The following is a 21,097-nucleotide window of genomic DNA, read 5'->3' as shown; positions in this document are numbered from 1 at the left end:
CTATTCGTTAGTAAGGAGGGTCTTTTCAGGAAATTTCTTATACTTCCTTTTGCTTACATCAACCGACTGTGGAATTTTAACATAATATCCCGTACCGTCATAAGGTCGCTTTCTTGGATGTTCTCTACATGCTTCTGAACAACAGCCATCCATTTTCCATCCACATTCATCGCATTGGGTAAAGTGTTCGTTGCACTCCGGGTTAGCACAGTTGATCATCTTGCTGCTAACAGCGCCGCAATTAAAACAGGTAGAAACCACTGTGGGATTGACTTGGTTTATGTCAACAGCAACTCTATTGTCAAACACGTAACATTTACCTTCAAAGTCTTTTCCCCCAACTTCTTTCCCGTATTTAATAATGCCACCATGCAATTGGTAAACATTTTCAAAGCCTTCATGTAATAACAGCGCAGATGCTTTCTCACACTTAATGCCTCCGGTGCAGTAGGTCAATATCTTCTTATCTTTGTATTTGGCCAATTCATTGATCTTTTCCGGAAATTCGCGAAAGTTTTCAATATCTAGCCGCACGGCATTTTTAAAATGCCCTACATTATGCTCATAGTCAGAGCGTACATCCAATATCACCACATCTTCCCGATCTTTTAATTCCAAAAATTCTTTAGGCTCCAGATGAACCCCTGTGCGTTTATTAGGGTCAATTACTTGGGGGTTGCGCAGTCCTGAATGTACGATCTCCGCCTTATACCGACAGTGCATCTTAATGAAAGAAGGCTCATCTACTTCGTCTACTTTAAAGTCGGTTTTAGCGAATCGCTCATCCGCATGCACGGTATCCATATAGGCTTTGCAGGCCTCTTGCGTTCCAGATACCGTACCGTTCAGGCCTTCGTCTGCCACGATAATACGCCCAACAAGGTCTAATGACTTACAAAATTCCAAATGCTGCTGGGCAAACTCTTCTGCGTTTTCGATAGGGCTGTAGCAATAGTACAGCAAGGTTTGATATGCTCTCATATATGCATTGATACCGCTGCAAACGGCGTTTAATGTTTTAAAAAGCACAAAGATAAGGATTTTTGATCGAGCTTCCATATCTTTGATAAGAACCGCTAACATCTTGCCAATGAAAATTCCTTCTCCAAGCAGGCTATTGCGTGCCACGATGGGCGTTTTTAGCCGTTTTCCCTTACAAGCTGCGCTAATTGTATTGGCCACAATTGCCGCATTGCTGTTTGTTGAAGTAGCGTATGATAATCGAACCCTTAGCTATCAGCTAGTTAAATTTCTAGCGCTTACCAATATAAGTTTTACTTGGCTACTGGCCGCCGATTTATATGCAGAAGCTGCATCACTTGGCGCAAAGAAAAGAGCACTCCTAAGTGTTGCAATTGTCATGCTCTGTGGAATACTTTTTTGGGTATTAAACCCAATGTATTACAAAGCTGATTTATATCGGATTGCTTTACTTTCCATTGGAGGTCATTTATTGGTATCCATCGCTCCCTTTGTTAGGGATAAAAGTGTACCGGCTTTTTGGACATTTAATAAAACCCTTTTTCTACGTTTCATTACCGCTGCACTATATGCTTTCATATTATTCTTCGGTCTGGTAATAGCCCTCTCTGCTATCGACAAGCTCTTTTCTGTGAAGCTCGACGAGAAGTATTACCAGCGTTTGTTCTCGTTGATCGCGATTGGTTTTAACTCCTTATTCTTCCTTGCCGGAATTCCCTCTGCAAGTCGTATAACATCCCGGCAAACCTCAGGGTATCCCAGAAGCCTTAAAATATTCACCCAATATGTACTCATTCCGTTGATGAGTATTTACCTGTTGATATTGCTTATCTATGAGCTGAAGATCATGATTAAATGGGAGCTTCCGGATGGAATGGTTTCCACACTCATTATTGGTTACGCTTTCTTTGGCGTCTTATCGCTACTATTGGTTTTTCCCATCAGAGACACTGCGGAGAACACTTGGATAAGCCTGTTCGTCCGTCTCTTCTACCTCATGATGATTCCCTTACTGGCGCTGCTAATATTGGCTATCTATAAACGAGTGGCCGCCTATGGAATTACTGAGCCCCGTTATTTTCTTATCGCAATCGCCTTATGGCTTTCCGGCATAACGGCTTATTTCCTGATCAGTAAACGGCAGGATATCCGGCTTATTCCAATTAGCCTTTGCCTATTTGCATTTGGAATGGTTTACGGTCCGCAAAGCGCCAGTAAAATTTCCTTACGATCTCAGGTAAATAGGCTAAAAGCCCTTATGGAAGAAGGGGCGGGAGAACGTGACGGAACAACACAGATAAGTATTCTTCAATACCTGATAAGTACCCACGGACTTTCTTCAATTCAATCATTTACCGATAAGGACTTAAAATCTATCGAAAAAACCATCGAGACAAAGAACAACAATAGCTCTAGTTACGATGTCATCAAACATAAACTCGATTCTGCTTATGCCATACTTCATATAGATCCCAGTACCGCCAGCCCTGAAGCAAAGAGCTACACAGTCTTTTCAGATGAAGAGCAGGTGATCTCTGTCACAAGTTGGGACTTCCTCATCAAACTCGACACCTACCAACAGGAGGTAGCAACAAGGCTTGCAGGCGATTCTATCCGTATCATACCTGATAACAGGAAACATAGTTGTGAAATTATCATCGCTTCCGAGCAACATATTTTTGATCTGAGCGAGCTCCTACAAGAAATCGAAGCGGACTATAAGTCAAATAAACTCATCGCTAAAATGCCCAATAATCGTCATTTTTACTATCCCAAGAAAAAAATGCAGATGACCATGCAGGTGAAAGGTTATGAGGTATGTTTATCGCTAAACTCCATTTACATTGACCATTACCGTTCAAAGGATGATGAAGCAGCTGATTATTTTATTAATTTCAGCGCTAATATTTTACTTAGGGAGGCAGCGGCGAAATAAAATAACACCTGTTTAACAGTAAGTTAACATCCGTTTTAGTCTTTTGTGAAAAAGCTATACGCTGATGCCAAAACGCGCAGTAGACCTGGTTGTTATCTCAGACGTTCACCTCGGAACTTACGGGTGTCACGCTAAAGAACTCCTCACCTATCTCAAAAGTATCAAACCGAAAAAGATCATTTTAAATGGTGATATCATTGACGTCTGGCAATTCAGCAAACATTACTGGCCGGAAAGCCATATGAAGGTTGTTCGGAAACTACTAAAGTTTGTGGCAGAGGGAGTTCCGGTGTTCTATTTAACAGGGAACCACGATGAGATGCTCCGTAAATTTGCCGATTTCAAGCTGGGCTCCCTACAACTACTGAATAAACTAGTCCTCCCCTTACAGCAGGGGCGCGCCTGGATTTTCCATGGGGACATTTTTGATGTAACCATGCAGCATTCTAAATGGCTAGCGCGCCTCGGGGCTATCGGTTACGATACACTTATCCTTCTTAACAGCTTTGTCAATTGGTGTTTAGTTAAAATGGGACAAGGGAAAATGAGTTTTTCGAAAAGAGTAAAGGCGCATTTTAAAGACGCCGTTAAATTCATTAATAACTTTGAGGAAACCTCCGCAGATTTAGCAATAGAAAAAGGTTATCAATATGTAATCTGTGGGCATATCCACCAGCCCGAAATAAAAGAAATTGTTACTGAAAATGGTCGGGTGATGTACCTCAATTCAGGCGATTGGGTTGAAAATTTAACTGCATTGGAATATATTAATGGCTCTTGGAGCATTTATCGTTATAATCCTCAAGAATGCTTACCTGAAGAATATGATGAGACAGACCCATTGGATGTCGAAGATCTAAACGACAAATTAAACATCAATAAACTGCTGGAACTATTAAAAACAGAGGTGTAAAAAGGTTCTGCTCCAGCCATCATTTTCAATCTCCAATAATTGTATTAATATTGTACTTTCATAACATGGAGATGGCTTTTGCATGATCAACTTATTTAGAAAATTTACTCCGGCGAATTTAGCCTTTCTAATAGCTATAGCTGTTATTCTGTGTATTGGTGCCTTCATACATCTACCCCGTGCATTTCATCCGCTACTTTTTGAGCCTTCCATCTCATCTCTCTTAGATAATTTTGACGATTTCACCTTAACTCCAAAGTCCAATGTGATTATTACGCTAGTTATTACCATTGGCCAGGCCTTATTTCTCAACAGAATTGTTGATAACCACAACCTTCTGGGAAAACCCACCTTTCTTCCGGCACTGATGTACGTTACAACGGCAAGTCTTCTGCTGCCGTTTTTAGCATTAACACCCACCCTGATCTGTAATTTTTTCCTCATATGGATGATCGATAAACTCCTGAAAACCTACCATCGAAAGGAAGTAAAATCTACGCTTTTTGATTTGGGCATGCTCGTGGCCGTTGGTACACTTTTCTATTTCCCCTTCATTGTGATGTTCCCTTTACTTTGGATTGCGCTTATTATTTTCAGGCCTTTCGACTGGCGGGAATGGGTAGCAGGTTTATTAGGTTTTGTGGTAATTTACTTCCTCTTAGGTATTATTTACCTATGGAACGATCAGTTAGCGGCCTATTATGCTATCTGGAAGCCATTAACGCACGCTTTCCCGACTTCTTTCAATATCGACTTATACGATTATTGGGTGCTTCTGCCCCTCGCATTGGTGCTGATACTCTTTCTAAATACGCTAAGGGAAAATTTTTATAAGAGTATTGTCCATGTAAGAAAATCTTTTCAATTGCTTTTCTTTATGTTTTTATTTGGTGCTGCCTCTTTTTACCTAAAAGCAGATACTCCCGATTTCCATTTCCTACTATGTGCTCCACCGATATCAATTTATATGGCATATTATTTTAATTTTGCCAAACTTAGATGGTTTTACGAAGGAGTCTACACAATTTTATTGTTAACGATATTGTATTTTCAACTCTTCTAAGCAAGTAAATCTGTGGGTTTTAACCTTTTTTAACAAAAACACACCGCATCACAATTAAAAAATAAATAGCTTTGCAATCTTAAAATAGCAAAATACTAGGCCGGAAGCCGTATCATATCCGTTACAACTATCCGTCTTAGCTGTTAAAATTTGAAGAAATAGCTTCTTGAATTGTACATCCGCATGAGATTAAATATTAAGAAATACCTTTGTATCGTTGGACTATGCATAAGCGCTACCGCCAATGCGCAATCAAACAGTAGCTCCCCTTATTCAGCATTTGGTTATGGCCTCTTAAGAGGCGATCAACTTCCTCAATATAAAGCAATAGGTGGACTCTCAACCGGTGTACGCAACATGGGAAGCTATAGCAACATCAATGTTGCCAACCCTGCATCCTATTCAAACATTCATCTTACCACCATGGATATTGGGGCGTACATGAACCGCACTATTCTTCAAAAGGACGGACAGAGCGAAGCAAGTGGTAACTTTTCTTTAAACCATATAAATTTTGGTATTCCGTTAACACCAAAATCGGCTTTTAGCTTCGGCTTGATGCCCTTCTCGGATATGGGCTATAGCTATTCTGCGCCTACTTCTTTCGGCTCTGGTGATAGCACGCTAGCCAATCGGGCTTTTGCGGGAGAAGGGGGAATCAGCAAAGCATACATCGGTTATGGAATAGGAATTGGAGAACATTTTAGCATTGGAGCGAATGTTTCCTATCTCTTTGGGAAACTAAATAACATCAGTGGCATTGAGTTTCCCAATCAGCTAGGTGCAACCAATTCGCGCATTGAAGATAAGCGTGATATTAATGGCTTTAATTACGATCTTGGCGTGCAATACTTTACACCGCTAAACGACCGTACCTTACTGACCATAGGTTATACCAATAGCTTGGGCACCAGAATCACTTCAGAGGCTTCAAAAATTGTTACCCGTATATCAAGCAATGTATCAGACGGAACAATCAATTCCATTTTAGATACGGTTAGCTCCTTTTATGGAAATGAAGAAAAGGTACGCTTACCCATGCGCCATAGTTTTGGCTTTAGTATCAACCAAGCAAAATGGTTGTTAGGGGCAGACGTACGTTATGCTACATGGTCTGATTACAACCAAGAAAATAGTGATTTACAGTTTCAGTTGGAAGACAGCTACGGAGCTTCTGTAGGGGCCCAATGGACTCCTGATGTCAATTCTATAAAATATTGGAACTTGGTTGATTACCGTTTAGGACTAAGGTATGACAAAACTTACCTCAACCTTAACTCACAAGACATAAAAGATATGGCCGTTACTGTTGGTTTCGGTTTACCATTGCGGTCGCAGCCAGGTATTAACGCTTATTACAAAATAAATCTTTCGGCAGAAATAGGGCAAAGAGGAACTTTATCTAATAATCTGGTTAAAGAAAACTATTTTAATTTCATTGTTTCCTTTATGCTTAATGATCGATGGTTTATGCGTTATCGATATGATTAAGACAAAGGAGGGGATACGTATTAATACCCGATGATAACAAAAATCATCCATAGCTACAGTTATATACCAACCATAACCCTTCCAAACGTTATGGTTGGTCTGTTTTTGGCCTTAATTTTCTTCAGCTCATGTGAAAATGACCTTAAAGAAGTAGAGCGTATTGCCAATATTGATGCCGAAGAACCTATAGATATCTCCTACGGTGTTTCTGTACTGTATAGCGATTCGGCTGTTGTGAAGGCGAAATTGATCTCTACAGAAATGATCAAGCACAATGTGGATAGCCCCTTTTATGAATTTCCGAAGGACGTTTTGCTAATTTTTTATGATAAAGACAAAAAGGAAGAACGTCGGGTGACCTCGAAGTACGGATTATATTTTGAAAAAAAGAACCTGGTAGAACTTAGACATGATGTGGTGGTGACCATGGCCGATGGAACAATCTTTAAATCTGAAGAGCTCTTCTGGGATAATGATAAACGTATTTTCTATAACAAATTGCCGCTTACCATTACCAGTCCGGACGGTAGTATGTTAGAGGGAAACTATTTTGAAGCGGATGAAAATTTTGATAACAGGAAAATCAATGGTGCAAGAGGCGTGTACAATGTGAAGGAGGAAGATGGTTTTTAGTGCGTGACGCAACACGCATTATTTACAAAGGGAGAGATAATGTACGCTGTCCCCGAATAATTATTCTCGTGGAAAAACCTATTATTTTTTTAGTAAAAGTTGTATCTTGCGCCCTCGTTTAAAAAATTGACATTTTTATTTTTAAACACTTAGAAAGCAAATAACTATAAATTCAAAAAAACTTAAATCAATTTAGTATAAACAGCATATGGGATTAATGACCTTTTTGCGAAACCGAGCGGGAATAATCATCGTAGTAATTATCGGTTTAGCAATTGTAGCATTTTTATTAGGGGATGTTATTCGTTTCGGAACACCCTTTTGGGCTTCACACCAAAACGAGGTGGGAAATATAAACGGTGAATCGCTATCTTACCAGGAATTTAACCAACAGGTAGAACAGAGCACCGATAACATGCGGCAGCAGATGGGTGGTAATATGAGCCCGCAAATGACAGCCTATGCTGTTGAGGATGCGTGGAACCAGAACTTAAGACGCCTATTATTAGACAAAGAGCTTGAAATGATCGGTCTGGGTGTGGGAAGAAACGAGCTGAATGATATGGTGTCTGGCAAGAATCCGTCGCCCATGATTGTACAGAATTTTGGCAACCCACAAACTGGCGAGGTAGATCGGGAGCAACTCAACCAATTTCTTACAAATATAGGCAACGAGCCCGCTAACAGTGAATTAAGCCAACAATGGAGTAGCTTTTTGATGGCTATGCGCGACAATCGCTTGCAGGAAAAGTATAACAACCTCATCCAAAACAGTATCTATGTAACTTCTTTAGAAGCAAACGAAGATTATAACCAACGAAATAAAATAGCCAATTTCAGTTATGTTTTGTTGGATTACGCTGCTGTTCAGGATAACGATGTAAAACCGACAGATGCTGATTATCAAAAATATTACAATGAGCATAAAGCATCATTTAAAAATGATATGGAGACGCGCTCTTTTGAATATGTGGTATTCGACGCGCAGCCTACCGCACAGGATACGGCATTAGCGAAGGAAACCATCAGTAAATTGACTGAAGAACTGGCTAAAACAACCAATGATTCGTTGTTTGCTGTTTCTAACTCAGAACAAAAACGACCTATAGCATATATCAAAAAAGGTACACTTTCCCCAGTCTTGGACTCCTTGGTATTTAGCGCAGCTAAAGGTACGACAGTTGGTCCAGTTTATTCGGATGGGGTGTATGAGTCTGCTAAGGTCATCGATGTACGTAATAGTCCAGACTCTGTGACCGCCCGTCATATCTTATTGAATCCAACGATGGAAGGAGGAATTGACAAAGCACAAGCAAAGGCAGATTCAATTAAAAATCTACTGGTAGACGGTGCAAGCTTTGCAGCATTGGCTGTTGAGTTTGGAACCGACGGTACCAAAGATAATGGTGGAGAATTAGGGACATTTGCCAGAGGAAACATGATTCCGGCCTTTGAAGATGCGGTTTTTGACGCTAAGCCGGGCGACATATTCGTATTGAACACGCAATACGGCGTTCACGTTATTAAAGTAGACGCTCAAAAAGGCATGTCGAAAGTTGTAAAAGCTGTGCTTATTGATAAAAGTGTTGCCAGTAGCAACGAGACATTGCGAGCCGCATACAATAAGGCTTCAAGCTTCTTCGGTAGCACCAACGGCAAAAGTTTCGCGGATGATGCGAAAAAAGCGGGCCTGACGGTTGAAGTTGCAGACGACATTGCGCCTATGCAGCCCCAGATCCAAAACCTATCGTCGCCGAGAGAGCTTGTTAAGTGGGCCTTCAAAGCAGAAAAAGGGGAGTTAAGTGATAAAGTTTATGAGCTCGAAAATCAGTATGTAGTTGCCCGGATAACAAGTATTCGTCCGAAAGGCCAGCTAGCACTGAGCGATGTAAAGAAAGAAATCGAACCTGCCGTAATCAATAAGGTAAAAGCGGCCAAGCTTGAGCAGCAACTAAATGACGCTTTAAAGGGTGCGAAAAGTATTGATGAGGTAGCGAAAAAAGTGGGAAAAACAGCAAAAGCAGAACAGAACATCGTTTTTGCAAATCCTATTATTCCCGGTGTTGCCCAAGAGGACAAAGTCGTAGGTACAGCATTCGGTTTACAGCCCAAGCAGCTTTCTAAGGTGATTGAGGGAACGCAGGGTGTTTATGTAATTGAGGTCAATGATTTTGTGAACCCACCTGCGCTTGATAATATCGATCGTCAAAAACAACAGGTCGGCCAACAGGTTAAACAGCGTGCGGCAAACCAAGCTTTTCAAGCATTATTAGATAAAGCCGACATTACAGACAATAGAGTTAGATTCTATTAAGCAGATTTATTTATACCTTTGCATCCGGATAAGTATTTTAAACCTTATCCGGATTTTTTCGTTTAATGAATTGGAGGAATGGTATGGAAATCCAGGAAAATATAGTCAACAAAGTTGCGAACAGCGGTTTATTTACATTTGATTTAGCCGTGCTAAAATCAAATGCCGGAATAGCGATTTATGACATTAAAGATAATTTATTTCAAGGTCTTATTTTACGTGAAAAAGAATTCAGAGCTTTCGTTAAAGAAAACGATTGGTCAAAATATACGGGAAAAAATGTGCTTATTACGTGCTCTGCCGACGCCATTGTACCAACGTGGGCATACATGTTGTTAGCCAACAAGTTAGAACCTTACGTGAACGAACTCTTCTTCGGTAATAAGGAAAGCTTTGAAGATATCCTTTTCGAGCGAGCGCTCAGTCGACTGGATATGGAACAATTTCGAGATCAACGTGTAGTGGTAAAGGGCTGTGGCGACATTAAAATTCCGGAATCCGCTTTCGTAAATTTTGCTTATAAATTATCAAAAGTTGCAAAAAGCATCATGTATGGAGAACCGTGCTCAACGGTGCCTATTTTTAAGCGTAAAACATAAGTCGTACGCATTTTAATAAATGCCAAGACGTAGAAATGATGAAAAACACCCTTTTTTCTTTAATAGCACTCTTTATTATTACAATTAACGGTGCTTTTTCCCAAACTTTGCCTTATTTAAAAACCAGTGTTTTTGAGCCGGGCGAAGAATTAACCTATAAATTGAAATATGGTTTTATTTCGGCTGCCGAAGGCGTATTAAAAGTGATGCCGTCTGATTTAACTTTCGAAGGTAAACCAACTTATCATCTCAATGCTGTGGGAAAAACATCCAAAGCTTTTAGTGTTTTTTATAATATAAGAGATCAATATGACTCCTACATTGACCAGCAGACGTATCTTCCTTACTTTTTTAGTGAAGATATACGAGAGGGAAAATATAGACGAAATGATAAAATTCGTTTTTATCAGCATAAAAAGAAAATAGAAGCCACCCGTGGAAACTTCGATGCAAAAGAGTCACAAACCTTTGACCTGTTGTCTGCTTATTACTTTTCCAGAGCACTGGACTTAACCAATATCAAAGAGGGACAGTCTTTTAAAATTTCTTACTTTTTAAAAGATACCGTAACCTATCTTGATATTACCTATCTGGGAAAAGAAAATATCAAGACGGCCCTCGGAACACTCAAATGCTTAAAGTTTAGTCCTTCATTAGAACCAGGGCGCGTTTTTAAAAAGAACAGCAAGTTATACTTATGGGTTACAGATGATGGTAACCGGATACCTGTAAAAGCACAAGTCGACATCCTTATAGGTTCTGTTACTCTTGAGCTTACCAACGTAAAGGGATTGAAACACCCGTTAAAAACCACAAAATAAACAAAAAGCCACAAATACCTATTAACAGCTTTTGTGAAAATAGTTAACAGTATAAGATATGATGATCGAAGTAGCAGATGTGCTGGTAAATGAAGAAATAATCAAAGAAAACTTTGTATGTAACCTTCATAAATGCAAGGGAGCCTGTTGTGTAGAAGGCGATTCAGGTGCCCCCCTTGAGCGAGATGAATTAGCTGTATTACGAGAGATTTATCCCAAGGTTAAGCCATTTATGACAGAAAGAGGGATAGAGACAATAGAGATGGCAGGAACCCACGTTGTAGACGTCGATGGTGACTTAACGACTCCCTGTGTTGATGGTAATAAAGAATGTGCATATGTTACCTGGGAAAACGGTATTACAAAATGTGCGATAGAAATAGCCTATGAACAAGGTCATACATCTTGGAAAAAGCCCATTTCTTGCCACTTATACCCTATAAGAACTACTAAATACCCTGAGTTTGATGTACTCAACTACGATCGATGGCACATCTGTCATGACGCCTGCTCTTTTGGCAGAGAATTGAAGGTTCCCATATACAGTTTCCTAAAAGAACCGCTTATCCGCAAGTATGGTGAGTCCTGGTACAAAGAACTTGAGGAGGCTGCGGCAGCTGAGACAACATAATATTCAACGCCTAAACCTCTCTCGACACGTTTCCAAGTTGGAAAAAGAGTTATCGACCAAAAGCGGCCTTGTATAAGCTTTTTGTAAAATTGCATATAACACAAGGTTATTTGCGTTTTCTTTAACATTTTTTAACAGAAAAGAGAAGCCAAAAATTTGTCTTTAAGTGGCAAATGGTATTACTTTTGGAAGAAACAAAAATGAAAGTTTGTAAGCTGGAAAACTAAAACAACTATAAGGGCTAAAATGTGGTGATTGCTACCTTCAGAAAAAGACAATAAGAAAGGACGGCTAGCATTAAAACAGCTCTTCAAAAAATTAACAACCGCTTAAATTAATTAATAGAAAATGAAAAAAATAGGATTAACGTTACTTACAGCACTGATTGGCGGAGCAGTAGCCGTAGGTGGTTACAAGCTCTTAGAAAAAAAGCAAGGTAACCAACTGTCGTTTGAAGAACGGCAACAAATACATTACGCCAATAACCCAAGCGATATCAGTGCTTCTACAGGAAATTTAGATTTCACACAAGCGGCCGCCGCCGTTAGTCCGGCTGTAGTACACATCAAGACCACTTATGAGCGTTCTGGCAATCAGCGCGGAAGCGATCCGTTTCAAGACATGTTTGAAGAATTTTTTGGGGCTCCACGTGGCCGTCAAAGACAACAACAACAACCTCAAAGAGCTTCTGGTTCGGGTGTAATTATTTCTGCTGACGGTTATATTGTAACAAACAACCATGTAGTGGAAAATGCTGATAAAATTGCGGTAGAATTAACCAACAAGAAAGTATACGATGCTAAAGTTATCGGAAGAGACCCGAATACTGACCTCGCTTTAATTAAAGTAAATGCAACTGGCTTACCCATAGTAAAGCTCGGCAATTCTGACGAAGTCAATATTGGTGAATGGGTACTTGCTGTGGGATATCCTATGGGCCTTCAATCTACCGTAACGGCTGGTATTGTAAGTGCCAAAGGCCGTGCTATCGGTATCTTAGCCGATCAGCAACGACAGGAACAATACCAGCGTTGGCAACAAGAGGGAGCTGACCCGGACAATCTTCCAGCAAGTTCTGCCGTAGAATCTTTCATACAGACTGATGCTGTCATCAACCGTGGGAACAGTGGTGGAGCATTGGTAAATGCCAATGGAGAGTTGGTTGGTATTAACGCAGCTATCATGTCTCAAAGCGGCTATTATGCGGGGTATGGCTTTGCTATTCCGGTAAATCTCGTAAAAAAGATAGCTGATGATTTTGTGAAATTCGGAAGTGTCAAACGTGGTTATGTGGGCGTTACCTTCCAAGAGCTGGATACCGATGTTGCCAAACAGTTAGGTGTAGATGAAATTAATGGCTTGTATGTTAATAGCGTAATCCCAGGAGGAGGAGGAGCTGCCGCCGGCTTGAAAAAGGGAGATATCATCACGAAAATAGATGGTAACGTGATATACTCCAGCCCAGATTTACAGGAACGCGTTGCCCGCTTACGCCCGGGAGATAAGGTAAAACTCACTTATAAACGCGACGGTAAAGAAAAAGATGTAACTGTTACGCTGAAAGGAGAAGAAGAGAACAAGTCTGAAAAAGAGAGCGAAAGCGAAAAGCGGAGCACTGCAGAGTTATATAATAAACTCGGGGCGGGCTTTATTCCTGCAACAGATGCACAAAAGAAACAACATAAGATTAATTCTGGTGTAGTCGTTTCTGAAGTACGTCGCGGCGGTTTATTTGACATGTATGATGTTCCTCGCGGATTAATCATTACGGCTATCAATGGTAGAGCCGTAAGTAATGTTGACGAAGTAGAAAGTGCTTTAGGCAACAACAAGAACAATCTTTTACAACTGAACGGTATCACACCAGATGGCGCAAGAGTTGATCTGAGGTTCCCGTTACAATAAAATCCATAACCTTTATACAAAAGAAGGGTTTCCAAAAGGGAATCCTTCTTTTTTTTGCGTTTCTTTGGTAAGAAGCGACTTCATTGCAGCGAATAACTCTCCAGCATCAAACAATTCTCTTGCTGTAATTAGAACCGTTCTAAATTGCTTAAATAGCACAATATTATTATGTCATTTTTAAATCAAATAAATAGCTTTGCCTACCATTATTAAAAATAACACAAAAAATGAGTAGTTTTAATCAAGCATTAACTTCCACATTAGGCAAGAAGCTAATCATGAGTTTGACAGGACTGTTTCTATGTACGTTCCTGATTGTACACTTGATTGGTAACCTCCAATTATTTAAGGATGATGCAGGTAAGGCCTTTAATGACTATGCCTATTTCATGACACACTTTGCTCCCATAAAAGTGGTATCATATTTATTGTATGCATCTATTATTATTCACGCTATCTATGCACTAATTCTAACCTTACAAAACAAAAAAGCTCGCCCTGTTGGTTATGCGAGCTATGCAGGTAACAGGAATAGTACCTGGAATTCTAGGAATATGGGGATCTTAGGGACTGTCCTTCTGGTTTTTATTGCTACTCACTTGTCGAACTTTTGGTGGAAATATCATAACGATGAGGTTCCATATATAGAATATCGCACCAATTTAAACACATTGGATACGCAGGCATCAGAACTAAGCGCTGCCGAATTTTCAGATTATCAGAAGTTTGTTCAAGATGGGGAAGAAATAACAAAGGCCCGTGATTTATATAAACAGGTTGCCTTTGCCTTTCAGAACCCTATATTAGTGGCTTTCTATGTATTGGCCATGATAGCACTATCTTTCCACTTGATTCATGGTTTCAGAAGTGCTTTCCAATCACTTGGATTTGATCATAAAAAATATACTCCAATCATCAGATTTTTAGCAATCTGGGCATTTGGCATCATTATTCCTATTGGATTTGCTGCTATGCCGTTGTATTTTTTCTTTTGTAAATAAGTCTTCACAACAAGTAGTTTATTGCGCTAGCTTGTGATAAAAATAGAATAACAATGATATTAGATTCTAAAATACCAGAAGGCCCATTAGCCGAGAAATGGTCAAAACATAAATTCAACCTAAAGCTCGTTAATCCTGCCAATAAGCGTAAATTTACGATTATTGTGGTGGGTACCGGCTTAGCGGGCGCTTCTGCAGCTGCTTCACTCGCAGAACTTGGATACAATGTAAAAACATTCTGCTATCAGGACAGCCCCCGCCGCGCGCACTCTATAGCTGCACAAGGAGGGATAAATGCAGCTAAAAATTATCAAAATGATGGTGACAGCATATATCGGCTATTTTACGACACCATTAAAGGAGGCGATTACAGAGCCCGTGAGGCCAATGTATATCGACTGGCAGAAGTTTCTGTAAATATTATCGATCAGTGTGTGGCACAAGGCGTTCCCTTTGCCCGGGAATACGGCGGTTTATTAGATAATCGCTCTTTTGGTGGTGCCCAGGTATCGCGTACATTCTATGCCCGTGGACAAACCGGACAGCAGCTATTGCTTGGCGCTTATTCGGCACTGAACCGCCAAATACACACAGGCAAAGTACAATCCTATACCCGCCACGAAATGTTGGATGTAGTGATGGTTGATGGTCACGCAAGAGGTATCGTTACGCGTGATCTGAAAACGGGAGCTATCGAAACGCACGAAGGACACGCCGTTTTACTTTGTACAGGCGGTTATGGCAACGTATTCTTCCTGTCTACAAACGCCATGGGTTGTAACGTAACCGCAGCATGGAGAGCGCATAAGCGCGGTGCTTTTTTTGCAAATCCATGTTATACGCAGATTCACCCAACTTGTATCCCTGTAACGGGAGATCACCAATCGAAACTGACCTTAATGTCGGAATCTTTACGTAATGACGGGAGAGTTTGGGTGCCAAAAACAAAAGAAACGGCTGAAAAACTTAGAAAGGGTCAAATAAAAGTTACCGATATCAAAGAAGAAGATAGAGACTATTTTCTTGAACGTAAATACCCTTCCTTTGGGAACCTAGTACCTCGCGACGTTGCTTCCCGTAATGCTAAAATGATGTGCGATGAAGGTAGGGGCGTAGGTACAACGGGCTTAGCCGTATTTCTTGATTTTGCCGATGCGATTAATCGCATGGGCGAAGACACGGTAAGAGCAAAATACGGAAACCTATTTGATATGTATTATCAAATAACCGATGAGAACCCTTACCAACAACCCATGCGTATTTATCCAGCGGTTCACTATACCATGGGTGGATTATGGGTAGATTATAACCTCATGACCAGTATCCCAGGACTATATGCTTTGGGCGAATGTAACTTCTCAGATCATGGAGCCAATAGACTGGGAGCATCTGCACTAATGCAGGGCTTAGCTGATGGGTATTTTGTAATTCCTTATACCGTAGGCGATTACTTAACCAGCCTAGGCAGCTTTGCTCCAGTGGATAAAAACCATCCAGCATTTGAATCTGCCCGTAAAGAGGTGGAAACGAAGGTCAAGAAATTGTTGAGCCTAAAGGGGTCTAAAACCGTTGATGACATCCATAAAAAATTAGGGCATATTATGTGGGAATACTGTGGTATGGCTCGTAATGAGGCTGGTTTGAAAAAAGCAAAAGGGATGATTCAAGCCTTACGTGAGGAGTTTTGGAATGACGTTACCGTCTTGGGAGAAAATGAAGAATTGAACCTGTCCCTTGAAAAAGCAGGCCGGGTAGCCGACTTCCTGGAACTCGGAGAGCTTATGGTTGACGATGCATTAAATCGTTCAGAATCTTGTGGCGGTCATTTCCGTGAAGAAAGTGCCACTCCCGAAGGAGAAGCGCAACGCGATGACGAAAACTTTGCTTATGTTTCAGCTTGGCAATACAACGGTGATAACCAACCGGAAACGCTCCATAAAGAAAAGTTAGTTTTTGAAAACGTGAAGTTAACACAAAGAAGTTATAAATAAGAGTGTTTAAAATCTGTGTTGTTTAGCCCGTATATTATACGCACTCAACACACCATTACATAACATCATGAGTGAAAACACGATGAACTTAACGCTGAAAGTTTGGCGTCAAAAAAATGAAGATTCAAAAGGTAAGTTTGTTACGATTCAAGCAAAGAACATTTCTCCAGACATGTCTTTCTTGGAGATGCTCGACGTAGTAAACGAAGACCTTACGAGAAAAGGGGAAGACCCTATATACTTTGATCACGATTGCCGCGAAGGAATTTGTGGGATGTGCTCGCTGCATATTAACGGACAACCACACGGACCAAAACATGGTACAACCACATGCCAGCTGCATATGCGTAGCTTTCATGATGGACAAACCATCGTTATCGAGCCTTGGAGAGCGGCTGCATTTCCGGTAATCAAAGACCTGGCCGTAGATCGCACTGCTTTTGAACGCATCCAGCAGGCTGGCGGTTACGTATCGGTAAATACCGGTGGTGTACCCGATGGGAATACACTTCCCATTCCGAAGGTCAAAGCTGATGAAGCTTTTGAGTCAGCGACCTGTATCGGTTGTGGAGCTTGTGTTGCTGCTTGTAAAAATGCCTCTGCCATGCTCTTCGTATCTGCCAAAATATCTCAGTATGCTTTGCTCCCACAAGGTCAGGCAGAACGTTATGACCGGGCACAGGCTATGGTAAAGCAAATGGATAAAGAAGGCTTTGGTGCTTGTACAGTAACAAAGGCTTGTGAAGCGGAGTGCCCTGTCGGAATTAAATTGACAAATATAGCGCGTATGAACAGAGAATACTTTAATGCCAAGTTCTTTAAAGAAAAAACAGCTCATTAAGCCGCTTTACACTAACTAAACAAAAAGCGGTCGCTCTTTAAGGAGTCGACCGCTTTTCACTTTTTTATCCCTTTCGCGCCTTCAATTCCTTTTAATCCACATATGCCTTATCCTACTCCTTTTCCTGTAGATTCAGCTGGATAGGTAAGGAATAGGCAACGCGAACCGCCTCACCTTTAACGGTAGCCGGAGTCCATTTAGGCGACTTTTTTAACATTTCCAAAGCCGCTTCTCCTGTACCATGACCAAGATCCTGCAGTAACTTAAAATCACTCAAGGCACCGTTTCGCTCTACGACAAAACTTAAATGGATGGTTCCATTGACTCCTTCGTCCTTTGCTTTTTGGGGATACACGTAGTTTTGGCCAACCCATTCATAGAAAGCTTTCATCCCGCCGGGAAAACTGGGTGGCACATCTACTAAATTGTAGTCACTTACATCTTCCTTACTTTTCACTGTGTCCTGATCTTCCCTATTGATCGCCAATTGAACGCGCTCGGTATCATTTTCCTTTTCCGGCCTGCCCTTTGGCGATGCTTCTTGCTTTGCATAACCGACAATCACTAAATCGTCCAAATTATGATATCCTTCCAAACGAGAAGCATCTTCCTTTGTTTCCTCTTTGCGGGATCGATCTTCTTCTACAGGCATCATCTTAAAATTTACACGTAAAATATGTTTACCTTCGGGTAAATCTGGCTGAACTTCGGGTAAACTTAATACCCTTATCACCTCTTTTTCTATCCCAAAACCAATAGTTTTAAGCGCTTTTGCCTGCTTAACTTCACCTTTCTCACTTTCAAACGCAATATCTACTGCTCCTATTGCTCCATTCTCCTTCGCTTCCTGCAGATAATTGATATTTCGTCCCATAGATTTATAAAAGGACTTTTTGACCTGTAGATTATCCGATAATACACGGCTTAAACCTTCTACGTCACTCACTTTCGCAGAAGAAAAAATTAACATTCCGACAAATAGCGGCACAGCCAATGTATATTTTAATAAAGCTGTTCTTTTTGATTTATTCTTGAATAACATGTGAATACGACTTTTAATGAACGAATGATTGAAAAAATTATTAGTCAATGCGCTTGGTGCTATGGAAAAAGTTTTGCTGATCAGTAACTCGGCATAAGCTAGTCTTTCTTGAGCGGTTTTATTAATCGCCTCGTCTGCTATATATTCATGTGTTAATTTGACCGATTTACTCCAATAATAAACCATGGGGTTAAACCAATTAAAGATCTTCACCGCTTCCGCAAACAGAATATCTAGGCTATGCAATTGCCGTACATGAACCTTCTCATGTTGCAACACAAAACTAGCTCCATCCTGATCACGATCTACTTTAACTGAACCCAAAAACGAATAGGCATCTCCGGAATTGTCCATTCCCAGTTTTCGTTTTAACGCTATCACCTTTCTGATCGTAAAAAATGCCTGTACGGCGCACCCTGCCATATAAACAGTTAACCAGAAAGGTATTTTAGATAAAAATGAACGAAACTCCTCCTCGGCCTTCGGTTCAGCGTAGACAGCAACGGCGTCAATACTCGCGCGGGCTATTACAACTGTACTTGTTCTAAACATCTCCTGTAACCAAGTGAGCTGTATTAAAGGCAAGACGAAGGATAGCAGCACTGTTCCGATCAAATACCATCGATTGATCTGAAAAAAGGTCTCCTTTGATAAAAACAGCCAATAAAACACACCGAATAATGTCAGATAAATATTTGCTATAATTAAGTAATTCATAATAGATTGTTTAAGTGGTCAGCTTACTTTGCCTTCTTCTTTGCTTCAGCCAATAGCTTTAACAGTTCATCGGCATCTTTAAGATTCAGCTTTTTCTCTTCCAGAAAAAAAGAAAGCATATTATTGGCTGAATTATCGAAGTATCCCAACAGCAACTTACCCGTAGCGAACTCCTTATAGTCATCTTTGCTAATCTTCGGGAAATACCGGTGGCTTTTTCCGAAGCTCTCATGCCCTACAAAGCCCTTTGTCTCCAGTATACGTATGATCGTCGAAACCGTATTATATGCAGGTTTGGGTTCATCCATTTCTTCAATAATCTCTTTTACGAAAGCTTTATTTAATTTCCACAACTCTTGCATAATCTGCTCCTCTGCTCTCGTTAATTCTTTTATCTCCATATTTACCTCCTTTTAATGTTAAAATTGGTTACTTATTCAACTAAACGGAACTTATAGCACAAACATACAACTAATAATTTAGTTTAACAACTAACAGTTTAGTTTGTTTGCAATAAAAAAAACGCCTCAATGATATGAGGCGTTTCTGACTGTATAATATATAATATATGAAAGGGGGCAATGGTTAAACGCTATCTCCTAAACAAGCTGGTACACGAGGGCTCTTTTAGAACAGGAAAGCCCTTACATTTAAAAATTTAGGAACCTTAATAAAAGATGCATTTAATTCAATACGCTCTTGTACAATTTCCTTATCAACATGCGTACATACCACAAAGGCCGCAATCATAATAGGAATAAGAAGTAATAAAAAAGGCGATATACTGGAGATAAATGTTTTCATTTCTTTAGGATTTTTTGTTTAAAAATTTCACTATAAATTAAGCTCTCGATAACAGGATAGACCGATAAATGCTTTGTATACGTTTCGCTTACTTTGTATGTAAACGGCAAGTTATCTATTTTGCCATCTATTTATGATACAAATAAACAGCAATCCCCCCTAAAACAAAATTTTTTTAGACTAACGCCATATATTACTAGACGAACGCCTATTAAGTGTTTATAGATCATTTTATCCTGTTTGTCTAAAAAAAACCCATGTTTGTATATCTCACCTTCCATTATATATATTAACAGATATTTTTGCTAAATTCCACATAATGAAAACATCTTGAAAAAAGATCAGAACTAATATTTAATAGCAGGATACGCTTAGACTTATTTATCGAATGAAAAAAAGCCATATAATCTATCATATCTTAATATGGATTATCATAACGGCCTTGTTGTTTCTCACAAGTGATCAAAAGACAAACATTACACACAATCTATTCTATATATTTTATACCGGTGTAAATATTTTTATTTTCTATCTTACCTACTTTTTTATCACGCCCTATTTCATTGGTAGTAAACGTTATCTTCCGGGCATCGTTTATTCGGTAATTTTGCTCTTTGTTACGTCGTTTACCAAATTGGTTATTGCTGTGTATAATAGTGATATTGTCATGCGCTACGGAGATAACCTTGAAAAGACCTTAAGTAAAGAGCAGTACTTTACTTCAGCCCTAATGATCACATTGTTCTTTATGTTGCTAAGTTACGGTTTCAGATTAGCCACTAATTCGTACCAGATCGAACAGGCCCGCAAAACACTTGAAACAGAAAAGCTAAATGCGGAACTGGCTTTTCTAAAATCGCAAATCAACCCACATTTTTTGTTTAATTCGCTTAACAACATCTATTCTCTTGCATATCAAAAATCAGACAAAGCGCCCGAAGCTATATTAAAGCTGTCTGAAATCATGCGTTATATGCTTTATGAAAGCAACGACGATAAGGTTTCATTAGAAGATGAAATCAATTACCTGGAAAACTATATAGACTTACAAAAGCTACGCGTTAAAGAACATGTTTATTTGGAGTTAAAAATCAATGTCGACAATTATCAACATCGTGTAATGCCGCTCTTGGTGATATCTTTCCTTGAAAATGTATTCAAACACGGTGTCGCCACAGATAAAGAACATCCTATACGTATTACTGTTGAAGTTCAAAACAGTCGTTTACACTTTAAAGCGCAGAATAAAAAGAATAAACTCAACAAGGATAAAACGGGCGGAATCGGCCTAACCAACCTCAAAAGGCGCCTTGAGTTAGGATACCCAAATAAACATACTTTTAATATACAAGACAACGATGATTATTATAGCAGTGAATTATTTGTATATTTATAAAAGTAAAATCCAATACAA

The 21,097-nt window shown here is 39.9% G+C and carries 18 protein-coding genes; 14 read left to right on the top strand and 4 right to left on the bottom strand.

Annotated elements, in window-relative coordinates; genetic code table 11:
- Positions 1-981 (bottom strand): rhodanese-related sulfurtransferase, encoded by a 981-nt coding sequence (locus H8S90_RS06480; protein ID WP_187342946.1) that lies wholly within the window; start codon positions 979-981, stop codon positions 1-3.
- Between the two features lie 109 nt (positions 982-1,090).
- On the opposite strand from H8S90_RS06480, the gene H8S90_RS06475 reads away from it, so the two are divergent.
- The 13 genes from H8S90_RS06475 to H8S90_RS06415 all read left to right on the top strand — a co-directional run bounded on the left by H8S90_RS06475 (position 1,091) and on the right by H8S90_RS06415 (position 17,120).
- A complete protein-coding gene (locus H8S90_RS06475) occupies positions 1,091-2,917 on the top strand; it encodes a DUF4153 domain-containing protein (RefSeq protein ID WP_187341756.1) in 1,827 nt (608 codons plus the stop codon).
- Between the two features lie 64 nt (positions 2,918-2,981).
- Positions 2,982-3,830 carry a UDP-2,3-diacylglucosamine diphosphatase gene (locus H8S90_RS06470; RefSeq protein ID WP_187341755.1) on the top strand — a complete coding sequence of 283 codons (849 nt, stop codon included), beginning with the start codon at positions 2,982-2,984 and terminating at the stop codon, positions 3,828-3,830.
- Between the two features lie 82 nt (positions 3,831-3,912).
- The gene (locus H8S90_RS06465; RefSeq protein WP_187341754.1) at positions 3,913-4,893 is read left to right on the top strand and encodes a DUF6427 family protein; all 981 of its coding nucleotides are present in this window, start codon (positions 3,913-3,915) and stop codon (positions 4,891-4,893) included.
- A gap of 183 nt (positions 4,894-5,076) precedes the next feature.
- Entirely contained in the window at positions 5,077-6,384 is a 1,308-nt protein-coding gene (locus H8S90_RS06460; RefSeq protein WP_187341753.1) for a hypothetical protein, read from the top strand.
- A gap of 30 nt (positions 6,385-6,414) precedes the next feature.
- Positions 6,415-7,017 (top strand): LPS export ABC transporter periplasmic protein LptC, encoded by a 603-nt coding sequence (gene lptC, locus H8S90_RS06455; protein WP_187341752.1) that lies wholly within the window; start codon positions 6,415-6,417, stop codon positions 7,015-7,017.
- A 217-nt stretch (positions 7,018-7,234) separates the two neighbouring features.
- Complete coding sequence (locus H8S90_RS06450) at positions 7,235-9,331, top strand: SurA N-terminal domain-containing protein (protein ID WP_255501843.1); 2,097 nt, start codon at positions 7,235-7,237, stop codon at positions 9,329-9,331.
- Positions 9,332-9,414: 83 nt separating this feature from the next.
- Positions 9,415-9,930, top strand: coding sequence for a DUF2480 family protein (locus H8S90_RS06445; protein WP_187341750.1), 516 nt, complete (start codon positions 9,415-9,417; stop codon positions 9,928-9,930).
- A gap of 38 nt (positions 9,931-9,968) precedes the next feature.
- A complete protein-coding gene (locus H8S90_RS06440) occupies positions 9,969-10,751 on the top strand; it encodes a DUF3108 domain-containing protein (protein ID WP_187342945.1) in 783 nt (260 codons plus the stop codon).
- A gap of 61 nt (positions 10,752-10,812) precedes the next feature.
- Entirely contained in the window at positions 10,813-11,382 is a 570-nt protein-coding gene (locus H8S90_RS06435) for a DUF3109 family protein (RefSeq protein ID WP_187342944.1), read from the top strand.
- Between the two features lie 348 nt (positions 11,383-11,730).
- Complete coding sequence (locus tag H8S90_RS06430) at positions 11,731-13,287, top strand: S1C family serine protease (protein WP_187341749.1); 1,557 nt, start codon at positions 11,731-11,733, stop codon at positions 13,285-13,287.
- Positions 13,288-13,514: 227 nt separating this feature from the next.
- The gene (locus tag H8S90_RS06425) at positions 13,515-14,288 is read left to right on the top strand and encodes a succinate dehydrogenase cytochrome b subunit (RefSeq protein ID WP_187341748.1); all 774 of its coding nucleotides are present in this window, start codon (positions 13,515-13,517) and stop codon (positions 14,286-14,288) included.
- Positions 14,289-14,341: 53 nt separating this feature from the next.
- Positions 14,342-16,279, top strand: coding sequence for a fumarate reductase/succinate dehydrogenase flavoprotein subunit (locus H8S90_RS06420; RefSeq protein WP_187341747.1), 1,938 nt, complete (start codon positions 14,342-14,344; stop codon positions 16,277-16,279).
- Positions 16,280-16,346: 67 nt separating this feature from the next.
- On the top strand, positions 16,347-17,120 hold the full coding sequence (locus tag H8S90_RS06415) for a succinate dehydrogenase/fumarate reductase iron-sulfur subunit (protein WP_222852254.1): 774 nt from the start codon (positions 16,347-16,349) through the stop codon (positions 17,118-17,120).
- 112 nt (positions 17,121-17,232) lie between these two features.
- Here H8S90_RS06415 and H8S90_RS06410 read toward each other — a convergent pair whose 3' ends face one another.
- The 3 genes from H8S90_RS06410 to H8S90_RS06400 form a co-directional block, all read right to left on the bottom strand.
- Positions 17,233-18,879: an energy transducer TonB gene (locus tag H8S90_RS06410; protein WP_187341746.1), complete on the bottom strand. Its 1,647-nt coding sequence runs from the start codon at positions 18,877-18,879 to the stop codon at positions 17,233-17,235.
- 23 nt (positions 18,880-18,902) lie between these two features.
- Positions 18,903-19,280 carry a BlaI/MecI/CopY family transcriptional regulator gene (locus H8S90_RS06405; protein WP_187341745.1) on the bottom strand — a complete coding sequence of 126 codons (378 nt, stop codon included), beginning with the start codon at positions 19,278-19,280 and terminating at the stop codon, positions 18,903-18,905.
- A 226-nt stretch (positions 19,281-19,506) separates the two neighbouring features.
- Positions 19,507-19,683: a hypothetical protein gene (locus H8S90_RS06400; RefSeq protein ID WP_187341744.1), complete on the bottom strand. Its 177-nt coding sequence runs from the start codon at positions 19,681-19,683 to the stop codon at positions 19,507-19,509.
- A 388-nt stretch (positions 19,684-20,071) separates the two neighbouring features.
- On the opposite strand from H8S90_RS06400, the gene H8S90_RS06395 reads away from it, so the two are divergent.
- Positions 20,072-21,079 (top strand): sensor histidine kinase, encoded by a 1,008-nt coding sequence (locus H8S90_RS06395; RefSeq protein WP_187341743.1) that lies wholly within the window; start codon positions 20,072-20,074, stop codon positions 21,077-21,079.
- The last annotated feature ends 18 nt before the right edge of the window (positions 21,080-21,097 follow it).

The organism is Olivibacter sp. SDN3, assembly GCF_014334135.1.
GTDB lineage: Bacteria > Bacteroidota > Bacteroidia > Sphingobacteriales > Sphingobacteriaceae > Olivibacter.
Note: the sequence above shows the minus strand (reverse complement) of the source record. Positions and strands in the feature narration are given on the sequence as shown.